The following is a 15826-nucleotide window of genomic DNA, read 5'->3' as shown; positions in this document are numbered from 1 at the left end:
ATCGGGCCGGTATGGCGGGCCGGTATCAGTAGCGGGCATCACGGGTAAGAGGGACGAGTGCGAATGGCAGTTTCCTTAAACCACCAATGAACCCAAGCCAATGTCATGCGTTTGTGGCATGACAGCGCCAATTGCCGGCCTTGCCAGCACGGCGTTACCGCTATTGCCGTTTCAAATTTACTGAAAGCACATCGTCATGGATATTGCCCGCACCCCTTCTGAAACCGGTGGCAACCCCGAAATGGCTGATGCCGCCACTGAACCCAAAAGCCCGGCGATTATCCGGCGCGAAGATTACCAGCCATTTGCCTGGAATGTGCCGGAAACCCGGCTGGAATTCGACTTGGGGCTGGAACGCACGACAGTGCGCGCCACGCTGAAAATTGCGCGCAATCCGGCAGCGGAACCATCGCCCACAATCCTGCTCAATGGTGATGGGCTGGTGCCTTTGTCCGTGATGGTCGATGGCGAGGCGACGCCCAGCTGGACGGTGCAGAATGGCGATATGATCCTGTCCCTGCCGGGGGACGCGCACACCATCACCATCGTCAATGAAATCGACCCCAGCGCCAATACCCAGCTGATGGGGCTGTTTGCATCAAACGGAATGCTGTGCACCCAGTGCGAGGCCGAAGGCTTCCGCCGGATTACCTTTTTCCCCGACCGGCCCGATGTGCTGTCGACTTACTCTGTACGCATGGAAGGGGCCAAGACGCAGTTCCCTGTCCTTCTTTCCAATGGTAACATGGTTGAAACGGGCGAATCTGGCGAGACCCATTGGGCGGAATGGCAGGACCCATGGCCCAAGCCATCCTATCTGTTCGCGCTGGTCGCGGGGGATCTGGTGGCCAATTCGGACAGTTTCACCACCGCCAGCGGGCGCAAGGTCGCGCTCAACATCTATGTGCGCGATGGCGATCTGCCGCGCACCGATCATGCCATGCGGTCACTCATCGCCAGCATGAAATGGGACGAGGAAGCCTTCGGGCGCGAATATGACCTCGATCTGTTCAACATCGTCGCCGTCAGCGATTTCAACATGGGCGCGATGGAGAACAAGGGCCTCAACATCTTCAACACCAAATATGTGCTGGCTGATGCCGAAACTGCGACCGATGGCGATTATGACGCGGTTGAAGGCGTGATTGGCCATGAATATTTCCACAATTGGTCGGGCAACCGGATTACCTGCCAGGACTGGTTCCAGCTGTCCCTGAAGGAAGGCTTCACTGTGCTGCGCGATCAGCTGTTCAGCGAGGATATGCAAAGCCAGCCGGTCAAGCGGATCGAGGATGTGCGGATCCTGCGTTCGGTCCAGTTTCCGGAAGATTCCGGCCCGCTGGCCCATCCGATCCGGCCCGATTCCTTCCAGGAAATCTCCAATTTCTATACCTCGACCATCTACAACAAGGGCGCCGAAGTCATTCGCATGATGCGGACCATGGCGGGGCCGGACGCTTTCCGTCAGGGCACGGACCTCTATTTTGACCGGCATGACGGCGAAGCCGCCACTTGCGAGGATTTCATCAAGGCGATGGAAGATGGCTCCGGCCTCGACCTCACGCAGTTCCGGTTGTGGTACAGCCAGGCGGGCACCCCGAAAATCTCGGTAACACTGGCGCATGAAGGGGATACCGCCACACTGACGCTGAAGCAGACCGTGCCGCCGACGCCGGGCCAGCCAGCCAAATATCCCATGCCCATTCCGCTCAAGATCGCCTTGTTCGACCGCAGCAGCGGCATGCATGACGGGCAGCAGCTGATAGTGCTGGACAAGGAAGAAACCACCATCGCCTTTACCGGATTTGCCGAAAAGCCGGTTTTGTCGGTCAACCGCGGCTTTTCCGCGCCGGTAACGGTGGAACGCGATATTTCGCGGGACGATCTGGTATTTCTGGCAGCGCGCGACGATGATCCGTTTGCGCGCTATGAAGCGATGCAGGATCTGGTCGTCGGCCATCTGACCGCTGCTGCTGGTGATGCTGGTGCTGCGGGCCTCAACGACATGGAAAGCAGTGCTGCACGCCGCGATATCGCCGCCGCGCTCAGGGCCATTCTGGTGGATGATGGCATTGACGATTCCATGCGCGGCGAACTGATGATGCTGCCGGGGCAGACCTATCTGGCGGAACAGCTGTCCATTGCTGACCCTGCGCGCATTCACGCCGCGCGCGAAGGGCTCAAGGCATGGCTGGGCACAGAGCTGGATGCAGAATTGTCGGCGCTGTATGAACGCGTCTGCGCTATTCCCTATTCGCTTGATGCAGATGCCCGCGGCGCGCGCAAGGTGAAGACGCAGGCGCTGGTGTTCCTTGCGGCAGGCAATCCGGACAAGGCTTCGCGTCTAGCCGCTGCCCAATATGCCAATGCCGACAATATGACTGACCGCCAGGGCGCGCTGATGGTATTAACCGGCATGGACGGTGTCGCCCGCACCAACGCGCTGATCGATTTCTACCGCCGCTATGAAGGCAACGAACTGGTTATCGACAAATGGTTTGCTTTGCAGGCTTCCTCGCTCCACCCCAATGCGCTGGAACATGTAAAGGCGCTGGCGGGGCATAAGGATTTTACCTTGCGCAACCCCAACCGGGTGCGCTCGCTTTATATGGCATTTGCGGGCAGCCCCCATGCTTTCCATGCTGAAAGCGGCGAAGGGTACAGGATGATTGCCGACCTTGTTCTGGCACTGGACCCGATGAACCCGCAAACCGCGGCGCGTTTCGTCACCCCGCTGGGGCGCTGGCGCAGGCTGGAACCGGGCCGCGCCGCGCTGATGCGCAAGGAACTGGAACGGATCGCTGCGGCTTCTGCCCTGTCGCGCGATACGTATGAACAGGTCACCCGCAGCCTTGGCTGAACCGGTTGAAATCATCCGCTCCCCGCTGCTTGGCAAGGTTCACCATGGCTTTTTCGGGCGGCGGGGCGGGGTTTCGCGCGGGGTCGTCAGCGGCCTCAATGCGGGCCTTGGCGCGCTGGATGACGGTGAAGCGGTGGCAGAAAACCGGCGTATCGCATCAGCCACAGTGCTACCCGGTGCGGCGCTGGTAACGCCCTATCAGGTGCATTCGGCGGATGCGGTCATCGTGGATCAGCCATGGGCGCTGGATGCGCGGCCCCATGCCGATGCGCTGGTCACAGACCGGCCCGGCCTGCTGCTGGGCATCGTCACGGCAGATTGCGCGCCGGTGCTTTTGGCTGATAAGGAAGCCGGCGTGATTGGCGCGGCCCATGCCGGCTGGCGCGGCGCATTTGACGGGGTGATCGCCGCAACGGTCGAGGCGATGGAAAAGCTGGGTGCACAGGCGGGCCGTATAAAGGCCGCCATCGGGCCATGTATCGCGCAGCAAAGTTACGAAGTGGACGAAGCGTTCCGCCAGCGAATCGGTGCAGCCGGTGACCGCTTCTTTGCAGCCGGCGCTGCGGGCCATTACCAATTCGATCTGGAAGCCTTCGTCGCGCATCGGCTTGCCGAATCCGGGGCGGCGCAGGTGGAGCCATTGGGCCTCGATACCTATGGTGATGCGGCGCGATTCTACTCCTATCGGCGCGCCACGCACCTTGGGCAGCAGACCTATGGCAGGCAGATCAGCCTGATCGGTCTGGCTGATTGAAGCGCCCCGGCCGTTACGGCATTGGCCTTGGGCGGGCGGAGTTGTGGTGCAGATTATGCACAAAACACCAGCCGCAATGCCAAAAAGGCGGTTGGCAGCGCGGGTAATCGCGTCTATCAGCGCGCCCAAACCGGCAACGGACGGCTATTGTATGCAAGTCGTGCGGATCGCGGTAAGCGGGGGCTTCTCCTGATTGCTGAATCAGCTGGAAATCGAGTGTGCCTCGCAAATTCTGCGGGGCTGTTACAAGGCAAGACAAGTCTTAAAGATGCGTGTTTTACAAGGCAGGGCTGATGGCTGACACGACTGGCACCGCAACACCCGAAACACTCGCCGTCCATGGCGAAGACGGTGTTCGGCGGCGCGATTTTATCAATATTGCAGCAGTCAGCTTTGCTGGCGTAGGCGCTGTGGCCGTGGTTCTGCCGCTGGTCAGCCAGATGGCCCCTTCGGCCGATGTTCTGGCGGAAAGCAGCACCGAAATCGACGTCGGTTCGATCGAGGCAGGGCAGGCCATCAAGGCTGTGTTCCGCAAGCAGCCGCTGTTCGTGCGCCGCCTGACGCCTGCTGAAATTTCGCAGGCCGACAAGGTCGACGCTTCCAGCCTGCGCGATCCGCAGACCCTGGCTGAACGCACCAAGGAAGGTCATCTGGACATGCTGGTCACCATGGGCGTCTGCACCCATCTGGGCTGTGTGCCTCTGGGCGCTGCCGAAGGTGAAAACCGCGGCGAATTTGGCGGTTATTTCTGCCCTTGCCACGGGTCACATTACGATACCGCGGCCCGTATCCGCAAAGGTCCCGCGCCTACCAACCTGGTAGTGCCGGATTATGAATTCACGTCCGACACGGTTATCCGGGTCGGCTGAGGCTGAAGAGACACGATATGAGTTTTCCCTGGGCCCGCCAGTATGAACCGAAGAACGGTCTGACGAAGTTTCTCGACGAGAAACTGCCGCTGCCGCGTCTTGTGTATGGTGCAATCGGTGCCGGTTATCCGGTCCCCCGCAACCTCAGCTACATGTGGAATTTCGGTGTTCTCGCCGGTTTCTGCCTCGTGCTGCAAATCGTCACGGGCGTCGTCCTGGCGATGCATTATGCGCCTAATGCGCTGGTGGCTTTCGGCACGACCGAACACATCATGCGGGACGTAAACTGGGGCTGGATGATGCGTTATGCGCATGCCAACGGCGCCAGCTTCTTCTTCATCGTGGTCTATCTGCATATTTTCCGCGGCTTCTTCTATTCCTCCTACAAAGCCCCGCGCGAGATGATCTGGCTGCTGGGCGTTGTCATCTTCCTGCTCATGATGGCCACTGCTTTCATGGGTTACGTGCTGCCATGGGGCCAGATGAGCTTCTGGGGCGCAAAGGTTATTACCGGCCTGTTTGGCGCCATCCCCATCGTGGGTGAGCCGATCCAGGTGTGGCTGCTGGGCGGTTTTGCGCCTGACAATGCCGCGCTGAACCGCTTCTTCAGTCTTCACTTCCTGCTACCATTTGTTATCGCCGGTGTGGTTATCCTGCACATCTGGGCGCTGCATATTCCGGGTTCTTCCAACCCGACCGGCGTGGAAATCAAGACCGAAGCCGACACGGTTCCGTTCCATCCCTATTACACTGCGAAGGATGGTTTCGGCCTCGGTATCTTCCTGCTGCTTTTCTGCACGATGGTGTTCTTCCTGCCCAACTACCTCGGGCATCCGGACAATTACATCGAAGCCAACCCGCTTTCGACACCGGCGCATATCGTTCCGGAATGGTATTTCTGGCCATTCTACGCGATCCTGCGGGCCTTCACCGTGGACTTCTTCTTCGTCCCGGCAAAGCTGATGGGCGTGCTGGCCATGTTCGCCGCCATCCTGGTGTGGTTCTTCCTGCCCTGGCTGGACAAATCACCCGTGCGTTCGGGCCATTACCGTCCGCTGTTCCGCAAGTTCTTCTGGTTCGGCCTGATCCCGACCATGGCCGTGCTGTTCTATTGCGGCGGCGCGCCAGCCGAAGAACCCTTCGTGATGTTGAGCCAGTTGGCGACAGCCTATTACTTCCTGCACTTCCTCGTGATCCTGCCGCTGGTTTCGTCCATCGAAAAGCCAGAGCCGCTGCCCTATTCGATCACCGAAGCAGTGCTGGGTTCCGACAAGAAAGCCGTGCTCGGCGAAAACACCACTCCTGCGGTTTGATGCGCAGGAAATTGGCCAAGATTATTAGAAAGCGACTGACATGATCCGCCTCTTCGGAATTCTGGCTGGCTTGTTCTTCACCGTGGCCGTGATGTGGTCATTCGCGACCGGCGCCTTTGTCGCCGCGACCGAGGGCCTTGGCGAAGAAACAGCAGAGCACGCGTTTCATAAATATCCCAAGGATTTGCATCTCGCCAGCGATGGTGTGTTTGGCACGTTTGACAAGGCGCAGCTTCAGCGCGGCTACCAGGTATACAAGGAAGTATGCGCTGCCTGCCATTCGATGAAGTTTGTCGCCATTCGTGATCTGGCGGATCTCGGGTACAACGAGGCACAGCTGAAGGCGGAAGCCGCCAGCTGGCAGGTTCCGGGCATTGATCCCAGCACCGGTGAAGCAACCATGCGCCCCGGCCTGCCGACTGACTACTTTCCTTCGCCTTACCCCAACACCGTTGCAGCAGCGGCTGCCAACAACAATGCCATTCCGCCTGACCTTTCCTTGATGGCAAAGGCGCGGCATGACGGTTCGGCCTATGTCTATTCGCTGCTGACAGGGTATCAGGCACAGCCTGCGGAACTCCTGAAGGAATTCCCGGCATCCAAAACGCCAACGGGCCTGCATTACAACCCGTATTTCCCCAATCTCAACCTGGCGATGGCGCCCCCGCTGACGGCCAATGGCCAGGTCACTTACGCGCCTGGCAATCCTGATCCCACCATCGACCAGATGGCGCAGGACGTGGCGGCATTTCTGACCTGGACTGCCGAGCCTACGCTCGACAAGCGCAAGCAGACAGGCTGGCCAGTGCTTGGATTCCTGCTGTTCGCCACCATTCTGGCCTTCTTTGCCAAGAAGCAGATCTGGTCTGCGGTAAAGCCCAGCCGCAAGGATTGACCTTTCCTTTGCTGCCCTTGAAAAGCCCCTTGCATCCCGGTGATGCGAGGGGCTTTTTCGTTGCGACCATTTTCTTGCCAAGGCCATGATATGACCCCTGATGCATTGCGCGCGCTTATCCGCACTGTTCCGGATTTTCCCAAGACGGGCATTCAGTTCCGGGATATTACTACCTTGATCAGCAATGGTCCGGGGCTGGCCGCAACGGTGGAAATTCTGGCAGAGCAGGCAGATGCCGCCGGCGCAAAGTCAATCGCTGGCATGGAAGCGCGCGGTTTCATTTTCGGTGCTGCGGTCGCGGTGCGACTGGGCGTGGGTTTTGTTGCCGTGCGCAAGCCAGGTAAGCTGCCTGTGCCCACCATCGGCGTCGATTATGCGCTGGAATATGGGATGGACCGCCTGGAGGTGGATCCTGCCGCGATAAGGCAGGATGAAAGCATCGTCATTGTCGATGATCTGGTCGCCACTGGCGGCACGGCGCTGGCGGCGGTGGAACTGCTGCGCACTGCTGGTGCCCGCGTGGACCATGCTTTGTTCGTGATTGATCTGCCGGACCTTGGCGGCGCGGGCCGTTTGCGCGAAGCGGGGGTCGCGGTTGATGCCATTCTGGACTATGCAGGCCAATAGCCTCATTGGTAACGGGAAATATATTGCCGTTGGGGCATTGGAATAATGTCAGCCCGATGTAGGTTTGCGGCATGGCATGCTGCGGTCTGCATGGCTCCGCCCCATTTGGGGGTTTGAACCCAGGCAACTGACGGGGCGCGAAACGGGGACTGATGGAACAACAGGCAATTGTAATCGCGCTGGTTGGCGTGCTGGGTATCGGGGCCCAATGGCTTGCCTGGCGCACTGGCTTGCCTGCGATTGTGCTGATGTTGGCAGCGGGTTTCATCGCTGGCCCGGCATTGGGGCTGATTGACCCCGAACTTGCCTTTGGTGAAATGCTGGAGCCGATGGTGGCAATCGGCGTTGCGCTGATCCTGTTCGAGGGCGGACTGAGCCTTGATTTTCGCGAACTGCGCCATGCAGGGGACGGGGTTTCCCGCCTGGTAGTATTGGGTGTTCCGCTGGGCTGGCTGTTCGGCACGCTGGCGTGTTTCTACATTGCTGGCCTTAACTGGCCGGTCGCGGTGCTGTTTGGCGGCATTCTGGTCGTCACCGGGCCAACGGTTGTCCTGCCCTTGCTGCGCCAATCCAGCGTGCAGACCCGCCCGGCGGCGATCCTGAAATGGGAATCTATCGTTAATGACCCGTTCGGCGCATTATGCGCGGTCATTGCCTATGAATATTTCCGCCTGTCAGGCGATGGGGCGACGGTATTTGAGGTGGTTCCGCCCATGCTCATCGCGGCAGGCCTTGCCGGCCTGCTGGGTTACGCTGCGGCAGTGGTCATTGCCTGGGCATTTCCGCGGGGCGCGGTGCCTGAATATCTCAAGGTGCCAGTGCTGCTCACCACCGTCATCGGCGTGTTCGTTCTGTCCAACAAGATCGAGCATGAGGCAGGGCTGATCGCGGTGACGGTCATGGGCATTGCGCTTGCCAATATGAATGTTTCCAGCCTGCGCAGCATCCACCCGTTCAAGCAGAATATTGCGGTGCTGCTGGTATCGGGCATCTTCATCATCCTTTCCGCATCGCTCGATTTTTCGCAGCTTTCTTATCTCAACTGGCGCTTCGGCCTGTTCCTGCTGGCGCTGTTGTTCATTGTCCGCCCGGCCACCATTCTTGTCAGCCTGCTGTTCAGTTCCGTTCCCTGGAACGAACGGCTGTTCCTGGCGTGGATTGCGCCGCGCGGCATCGTGCTGGTGGCCATTTCCGGCCTGTTCGCGCTTCGCCTGACTGACCTTGGCTATGCGGATGGCAATGTGCTTATCGGCCTGAGTTTCGCGGTCGTCGTCGTGACCATCGTGGCGCATGGTTTCACGATTGATCTGGCCGCACGGTTGCTCAAGGTCAAAGGCCAGACACGGCCCGGGTTGCTCATTGTCGGCAGCACGCCGTGGACCATCGCGCTGGCGGTGCAGCTGCAGAAGCTGAAAACGCCGGTTATGGTGGTCGATTCCAGCTGGCAAAGGCTGGCGCCTGCCCGGCAGAAAGCCCTGCCATTCTATCACGGCGAAATTTTGAACGAAGCAACCGAACATAATCTTGATCTTACGCAGTTCCACGTGCTGGTCGCCGCGACCGAGAACGAGGCGTATAACGCGCTTGTCTGCAACGAATTTGCCCATGAAATCGGCCGTGATGCCGTCTATCAGCTGGGTGAGGCGGGCGATCATGACGATCATCGCAAATTGCCCGATTCCCTCCGCGGCCGTGCCTTGTTCCAGTCTGGCTTTGGCGTGGAAGATGTGAATGAGCGGCAGGCGGAAGGCTGGGTTTTCCGGCAGACCAAGCTTTCCGAAGCGTTTGATTTTGAAGACGCACAGGAAAAACTGCCCGAATCCACGCATATGCTGCTGCTCGTCCGCGAAACGGGGCGCATGCGGTTCTTTACCCATGCCTCGCGCCCGGAACCCAGGGCTGGCGACACGATAATTTCCTTTTCACCCCCTAAAAAACTGACGGTCGAAGAAGTGGCCGCGAAGAATGCGGGGAAGCGGGGGTTGAAGCCCCAATCGGCATGATGATGAAGAAAACGAACCGGACGCCCTTGTTTCTTGGCTTGGCAATTTCTGCCCTCGGCCTGGCCGGATGCGAGCAGAAACCGCCGCCAATCGCGCCAGAACCGACCGCGTCAGACGAGCCGGCCGAGGCCGTTTCGATCTTTCGTCCCGAAGCGGAAGTGGACCGCGAAGCCATTCCGATGGCTCCGCTGGAACAGGCCATTTCCTTCGCGGAAAGCGGATCGACGCTGACTGACAAGGCGCGGGCTGATCTCGACAGCATCGTGGCATCGCCGCAGATGCAGACAAGCGGAGCGATTATCCTGCGCGGCCACACCGATTCTGCAGGCAATGACGAGGCGAACTTGCGATCGTCCAGAAAGCGCGCTGAGGCGGTGCGCGATTATCTGGTGGAAAAGGGCGTGGACGTAGCGCGCATCACCGTCATTGCGCTCGGCGAAATGCGCCCCGTTGCGCCCAACGCCAACCTTGATGGCACCGCGGACGAGGCAGGCCGCGCGGCGAACCGCCGGGTCGATGTCACAATCGAAGTCCCCGGGCAGAGCGAAGCCAACGCCGCCAAAAGCGATGAGCAGCCTGAACCGGATGCGCAAAAAGCGGGCACATTGGTCGAGGCCATAACCGGCAACTGATCGGCAGGTCTTGCAGGCCAGCCGCCCAAGTCATCGGCCCAAGCCAACCCCGCCAGCCAGCGTATCGGCAGTCAGCTTTGGGCGTGAATGTCCCGCACATGCGCCAGCGCAGCATCCGCGAACTGCGGCAGGCAGATGAGCAGGTCAGGCAAGTAAGTGTCCGCCTGATTGTAAACCAGCGGCGACCCGTCAATCCGTGAACAGTGGAGGCCTTGCGCTGCTGCAACTGCAACCGGTGCACAGCTGTCCCATTCATACTGGCCGCCGGAGTGGAGGTATATTTCGGCCTGACCCTGTACGATTGCCATGGCCTTTGCGCCGGCAGACCCCATCGCAACCAGTTCGCCCCCCAGCCGTTCGGCCAGCGACACTGCCTCGCGGGCGGGCCGTGTGCGGCTCACCACCAGGCGCGGCGCACCTGTATGGGCTGCGCGATCTACTGGCTTGTCTGATGTAATCACAAGGGTGCCATTGCCCACACCGGGCAGCGCAACCGCGCCAACGGTTGCCGCACCATCAATCGCCAGTGCGATATGGACGGCCCAGTCGGCGCGTTTCTCACCATATTCGCGGGTGCCATCCACAGGATCGACAATCCACACGCGCGACTTTGTCAGCCGCTCCTGCGTATCCTTGCTTTCTTCTGACAACAGACCATCATCGGGGCGCTGGCAGCCAAGGGCATGAACCAGAAACTGGTTGGCTGTGGCATCGCCTGCCTTGCCCAAGGCTTTTGCGAACCGTTCCTTCGTGCCCGCTGCACCGGTAAACATGCCGCTATCGCGCACCTGCAGCAGAATGTTTCCCGCGCATCGGGCCAAATGCGCGGCAAGCGCCGTATCGTCCAGCAAATCGTTCATTTCAGGGGGAGGATCCTCTGGATGATATAATCCGCTGCGTCTTCCACGCTCATCTCCACCGTGTTGACGCGAATTTCCGGATCTTGCGGCGCTTCATAAGGGCTGTCGATGCCGGTGAAGTTCTTCAGCTGCCCGCTGCGCGCTTTTTTATACAAGCCTTTGACATCGCGGGCTTCTGCCACTGCCAGCGGCGTTTCAACGTAGATTTCGATAAATTCCGTATCGGCAATCATGCCGCGCACCATATCGCGTTCCGCGCGGAACGGGCTGATGAATGCGGTGAGCACAATGAGGCCCGCATCGCTCATCAATTTGGCCACCTCGCCCACCCGGCGGATGTTCTCAATCCGGTCTGCCTCGGTAAAACCCAGATCCTTGTTCAGGCCATGGCGCACATTGTCCCCGTCCAGCAGGAAAGTGTGGCGGTTCATCACATTGAGGCGTTTTTCCACCTCATTGGCGATGGTCGATTTGCCCGAGCCTGACAGGCCGGTAAACCACAGCACCCGCGCTTTCTGGTTCTTGAGCGAAGCGTGGTCGTCCCGGGTTATCTCCGTGGGTTGCCAATGCACATTCTGGGCGCGGCGCAGGCTGAAATGCAGCAGGCCCGCACCAACAGTGGCATTGGTGATCTTGTCCACCAGAATGAACCCGCCGAGCGCGCGGCTCCGGTCATAGGGTTCAAAAGTTATGGGCCGTTCGGTGTGGATTTCGGCCACGCCAATGGAATTCAGCTCCAGCGTCTTGGCTGCAAGCTGCGCCATGGTGTTGACGTTGATTTCGTATTTTGGCTCCTGAACGGTAGCCGTCACCTGCTGTGATGCCAGCTTCAGCCAATATCCGCGGCCCGGTTTCAATGCCTCGTCGCTCATCCATACCAGCGTGGCTTCAAACTGGTCGGATGATTGCGGCGGGTCTTCTGCAGCGCCGATCACATCGCCCCTGCTGCAATCCACCTCGTCTTCCAGCGTCAGCGTGACGGACTGGCCCGCGACCGCTTCTTCCAGCTCGCCATCAAAAGTCACGATGCTTTTGACCGTGCTGGTCCTGCCGGAGGGCACAATCCGCACCCCGTCACCCGGCTTGACCGTGCCGCTGGCAATCAGGCCGGAAAATCCGCGAAAATCAAGATTGGGCCTGTTCACCCATTGCACCGGCAGGCGGAACGGGCCGTCCTGTGCTGCCACATTGGCCAGTTCGACCTGTTCCAGATGGGCGATCAGACTGGGGCCAGAATACCAGGGCGTGCTGGCTGACGGCGCAGATGCGATATTGTCACCCTTGAAGCCCGACAGCGGGATGGCCGTGAACGCATCCACCCCGATGCTGCTGGCAAATGCAGTATAGTCGGTAACGATCCGGTCAAACACCTGCTGGTCATAATCGACCAGATCCATCTTGTTCACCGCCAGCACAATGTGCCGGATGCCCAGAAGATGCGCGATGTAGGAATGGCGGCGGGTCTGCACCAGCACACCCTTGCGCGCATCCACCAGTATGACTGCCAGATCGGCTGTCGAAGCGCCGGTGACCATGTTGCGCGTATATTGTTCATGCCCCGGCGTGTCGGCGACGATGAATTTGCGTTTTTCGGTGGCGAAGAACCGATAGGCCACATCAATCGTGATGCCCTGTTCACGTTCCGCCGCCAGCCCGTCCACCAGCAGGGCAAAATCGATGTCCTGCCCCTGTGTGCCGACGCGCTTGCTGTCTGCTTCCAGCGCGGCCAGCTGGTCTTCAAAAATCATCTTGGAATCGTAGAGAAGGCGGCCAATCAGGGTCGATTTGCCATCATCCACGCTGCCGCAGGTGATGAAGCGCAGCAGGCCCTTGTTCTGGTGCTGGTCCAGATAGGCATCAATGTCTTCGGCAATCAGCGCATCTGTCTGATAGGCAGACCCAGAAGGAGAAGAAGCGGTGCTGGCAATGTTGCTACTGTCAGCCATCAGAAATAGCCTTCCTGCTTTTTCTTTTCCATGCCTGCGCCGCCTTCATCCTTGTCGATGGTGCGGCCTTGCCTTTCACTGGTGGTGGTCATCAGCATTTCCTGCACCACGGCTGACAGCGTATCTGCCTTGCTTTCGACAGCGCCGGTAAGGGGATAGCAGCCCAGCGTGCGGAACCGGATGGACCGCAGCACAGGTTCTTCCCCGTCTTCCAGCGGAAAGCGGCCATCGTCCACCATCAGCAGCATGCCATCGCGTTCCACTGTGGGGCGCGGGGCAGCCAGATACAGCGGCACAATCTCGATATTCTCGGCCATGATATATTGCCAGATGTCCAGTTCCGTCCAGTTACTCAGCGGGAACACGCGGATGCTTTCACCCTTGGCCTTGCGCGCATTATATAGGTTCCACACTTCGGGCCGCTGGCTTTTCGGGTCCCACCCGTGACTGGCCGTGCGGAAGGAGAATATGCGCTCCTTCGCGCGGCTCTTTTCCTCGTCACGGCGCGCGCCGCCAAAGGCCGCGTCGAAGCCATAATGGTTGAGCGCCTGCTTCAGCCCTTCGGTCTTCCACATATCGGTGTGCAGCGCGCCATGGTCGAACGGATTAATGCCGCGCTCGATCGCTTCGGGGTTCTGCCATACCAGCAGTTCCATCCCCGCATCCTTTGCCGCCTTTTCGCGCAAGGCGTACATATCGCGGAATTTCCACGTGGTATCCACGTGCAGCAGGGGGAAGGGCGGCGGCGAAGGATAGAATGCCTTGCGCGCCAGATGCAGCATGACGGCGCTGTCCTTGCCGACCGAATACAGCATCACCGGGTTCGCCGCTTCTGCCACCACTTCACGCATGATGTGGATGCTTTCGGCCTCTAGGCGTTCAAGATGGGTCAGACTGCGCATGCATTTTCCGGATCGTTGAATGATCGTCCTGCCGAAGCAGTGCGTCCATGTCAGCTAGGCAATATACGCAATGCCTCAAACCTAGAATTGCTTTTGAAGCACGAAGCCCGATGCGGCCGACACCCGATTTGACGCAAATGGCCGACCCGCACAAAAAATGCCATTTGACAGCGATGGCTTGCAAGGCCCGCAAATGGCCACTATCGGGCACTGCGCAAGAGCGGGTATAGCTTAGTGGTAAAGCCCTAGCCTTCCAAGCTAGTGATGCGGGTTCGATTCCCGCTACCCGCTCCAGGCCCTTGTTCGCAGACAGGCCTGTCTCATGATCAAATGCGCGAATGACATTTTTTAGCGCGAATGCCGGCGGATGCGATTGCCACCCTGTCGGGCGCTGTATTTGGTCCAGCCGAACTGCACAATCACTCAAGCGTGCTGACAATACTGTTGTGCGAAGCTGTGACGCCTGATGAAAGCGACATTATTTCAACAACCATTTCGCGCAAAAACCGCTAGAAAACGTGACTCTCGGCGTAGCAGGCTCAGCTAATCGCTTGGCGCTTTTCGGAACCAGTTGAAACTTATCTAAAAACTTCTAACGAAATAGCGGGGGAATTAAATTTCTCTCCAAGATAATCGGGTCGCACGGTTACTTGCCTGGCTTGTTCAGGGTGATTTTCATTGTCGGCTCAAGGCCGCTAAGAGGGATTTGAAATTATGCGCAAAAATGTATCGAACCTATCACGTCTGACATTGTCAGCTTCGTTTGTGGTTATGGCGGCAATGGCGATGGCTGCAACGCCTGCTTCGGCAACAGAATGCCTGCTGGACACCAATGAAGATGGCGTCGCGACCGATGGCGTTGACACCAACGGCGGCGCAACTTCCACCGACCTGCCCGACAGCTTGGCATGTGGTGTTGGTGCGGTGGCGACCGGAACCAGCTCAACTGCAGTGGGCAATTCGGCGAGTGCAACAGGTACCCAGACCACGGCAACTGGCTTCAGCGCCAATGCAACTGGTCCGGGTGCTGTTGCCACAGGCGCGCTCTCGACCGCTGCTGGCTTCCTTTCGACAGCCACCGGTTATGCCGCAAGCGCCGGCGGCGATTTCAGCTCCGCTACGGGGCAAAGAGCAGATGCGAGCGGTATTGGCGCAGTGGCTAACGGTTCAAGCTCTGTCGCTTCTGGTGATTTCACCGTGGCAGTTGGCGCAGTAGCCCAGGCAACTGGCGTGGCTTCAACCGCGCTCGGCAACAGTTCACAGGCGACCGGTGAAGCCGCTACCGCAGTTGGCAACTCTGCAGTAGCGAATTCGCTGAACTCAACCGCTGTAGGTCAGCAGTCTTTTGCAGGAAATGAGAGCGCTATTGCTGTCGGCCACCTGTCCACGGCATTTGGCCTGCGATCCGTAGCGATTGGCGAGAACGCGGACGCACAGTCCGATTTCTCGACCGCTATCGGTAATGAAGCGATCGCCAATGGCAATGACGCAGTTGCGCTTGGCACAATGGCTGTGACAACTGGCAATTCAACCACTGCGGTTGGCGGACAGAGCACAGCAACAGGTGCAGGCGCCACAGCTTTCGGCTGGCAGTCACTTGCAGCGAACGAGCGTTCGACTGCCTTGGGTCATCTGGCCACAGCATTCGGGCTTCGTTCCACTGCCATCGGTGAAAACGCTGACGCACAGTCCGATTTCTCGACCGCTATCGGTAATGAAGCGATCGCCAATGGCAATGATGCAGTTGCGCTTGGCACAATGGCTGTGACAACTGGCAATTCAACCACTGCGGTTGGCGGACAGAGCACGGCAACAGGTGCAGGCGCCACAGCTTTCGGCTGGCAGTCACTTGCAGCGAACGAGCGTTCGACTGCCCTGGGTCATCTGGCCACAGCATTCGGCCTTCGTTCCACTGCCATCGGTGAAAACGCTGACGCACAGTCCGATTTCTCGACCGCTATCGGTAATGATGCGATCGCCAATGGCAATGACGCAGTTGCGCTTGGCACAATGGCTGTGACAACTGGCAATTCAACCACAGCGGTTGGCGGACAGAGCACAGCAACAGGTGCAGGCGCCACGGCCTTTGGCTGGCAGTCACTTGCAGCGAACGAGCGTTCGACTGCCCTGGGTCATCTGGCCACAGCATTCGGCCTTCGTTCCAC

The 15826-nt window shown here is 59.2% G+C and carries 11 protein-coding genes, 1 tRNA gene and 1 pseudogene; 10 read left to right on the top strand and 3 right to left on the bottom strand.

Annotated elements, in window-relative coordinates:
• Nucleotides 1-196 precede the first annotated feature (196 nt).
• From pepN to GRI44_RS10050, 8 genes are all read left to right on the top strand, one after another.
• Complete coding sequence (gene pepN / locus GRI44_RS10085) at nucleotides 197-2860, top strand: aminopeptidase N (RefSeq protein ID WP_160601673.1); 2664 nt, start codon at nucleotides 197-199, stop codon at nucleotides 2858-2860.
• Nucleotides 2832-3614: a peptidoglycan editing factor PgeF gene (gene pgeF / locus GRI44_RS10080; protein WP_160601672.1), complete on the top strand. Its 783-nt coding sequence runs from the start codon at nucleotides 2832-2834 to the stop codon at nucleotides 3612-3614. Before pepN ends, pgeF begins: the two co-directional genes overlap by 29 nt.
• A 293-nt stretch (nucleotides 3615-3907) precedes the next feature.
• On the top strand, nucleotides 3908-4483 hold the full coding sequence (gene petA, locus GRI44_RS10075) for a ubiquinol-cytochrome c reductase iron-sulfur subunit (protein WP_160601671.1): 576 nt from the start codon (nucleotides 3908-3910) through the stop codon (nucleotides 4481-4483).
• 17 nt (nucleotides 4484-4500) lie between these two features.
• Entirely contained in the window at nucleotides 4501-5796 is a 1296-nt protein-coding gene (locus GRI44_RS10070) for a cytochrome b (protein WP_160601670.1), read from the top strand.
• Nucleotides 5797-5836: 40 nt separating this feature from the next.
• The gene (locus GRI44_RS10065) at nucleotides 5837-6691 is read left to right on the top strand and encodes a cytochrome c1 (protein WP_160601669.1); all 855 of its coding nucleotides are present in this window, start codon (nucleotides 5837-5839) and stop codon (nucleotides 6689-6691) included.
• A gap of 90 nt (nucleotides 6692-6781) precedes the next feature.
• Complete coding sequence (locus GRI44_RS10060) at nucleotides 6782-7318, top strand: adenine phosphoribosyltransferase (RefSeq protein WP_160601668.1); 537 nt, start codon at nucleotides 6782-6784, stop codon at nucleotides 7316-7318.
• A 152-nt stretch (nucleotides 7319-7470) separates the two neighbouring features.
• Complete coding sequence (locus GRI44_RS10055; RefSeq protein ID WP_160601667.1) at nucleotides 7471-9321, top strand: cation:proton antiporter; 1851 nt, start codon at nucleotides 7471-7473, stop codon at nucleotides 9319-9321.
• A complete protein-coding gene (locus GRI44_RS10050) occupies nucleotides 9318-9953 on the top strand; it encodes an OmpA family protein (protein WP_160601666.1) in 636 nt (211 codons plus the stop codon). The genes GRI44_RS10055 and GRI44_RS10050 overlap by 4 nt, the downstream gene beginning before the upstream one ends.
• Nucleotides 9954-10024: 71 nt before the next feature.
• On the opposite strand, the gene GRI44_RS10045 is transcribed toward GRI44_RS10050, so the two are convergent.
• The 3 genes from GRI44_RS10045 to cysD are packed head-to-tail and all read right to left on the bottom strand — an operon-like array spanning nucleotide 10025 to nucleotide 13661.
• Complete coding sequence (locus tag GRI44_RS10045) at nucleotides 10025-10813, bottom strand: 3'(2'),5'-bisphosphate nucleotidase CysQ (RefSeq protein WP_160601665.1); 789 nt, start codon at nucleotides 10811-10813, stop codon at nucleotides 10025-10027.
• Nucleotides 10810-12759 carry a sulfate adenylyltransferase subunit CysN gene (cysN, locus tag GRI44_RS10040; RefSeq protein WP_160601664.1) on the bottom strand — a complete coding sequence of 650 codons (1950 nt, stop codon included), beginning with the start codon at nucleotides 12757-12759 and terminating at the stop codon, nucleotides 10810-10812. Before cysN ends, GRI44_RS10045 begins: the two co-directional genes overlap by 4 nt.
• Nucleotides 12759-13661 carry a sulfate adenylyltransferase subunit CysD gene (gene cysD, locus GRI44_RS10035; RefSeq protein WP_160601663.1) on the bottom strand — a complete coding sequence of 301 codons (903 nt, stop codon included), beginning with the start codon at nucleotides 13659-13661 and terminating at the stop codon, nucleotides 12759-12761. The genes cysN and cysD overlap by 1 nt, the downstream gene beginning before the upstream one ends.
• 220 nt (nucleotides 13662-13881) lie before the next feature.
• On the opposite strand from cysD, the gene GRI44_RS10030 reads away from it, so the two are divergent.
• Nucleotides 13882-13955 (top strand) — tRNA-Gly (locus tag GRI44_RS10030).
• A 456-nt stretch (nucleotides 13956-14411) separates the two neighbouring features.
• Nucleotides 14412-15826: pseudogene (locus GRI44_RS10025) on the top strand (hypothetical protein); the annotation flags it as partial.

This window comes from Allopontixanthobacter confluentis, assembly GCF_009827615.1.
In the GTDB taxonomy this organism is placed as follows: domain Bacteria; phylum Pseudomonadota; class Alphaproteobacteria; order Sphingomonadales; family Sphingomonadaceae; genus Allopontixanthobacter; species Allopontixanthobacter confluentis.
This window is presented reverse-complemented; position numbering and strand designations above follow the sequence as displayed.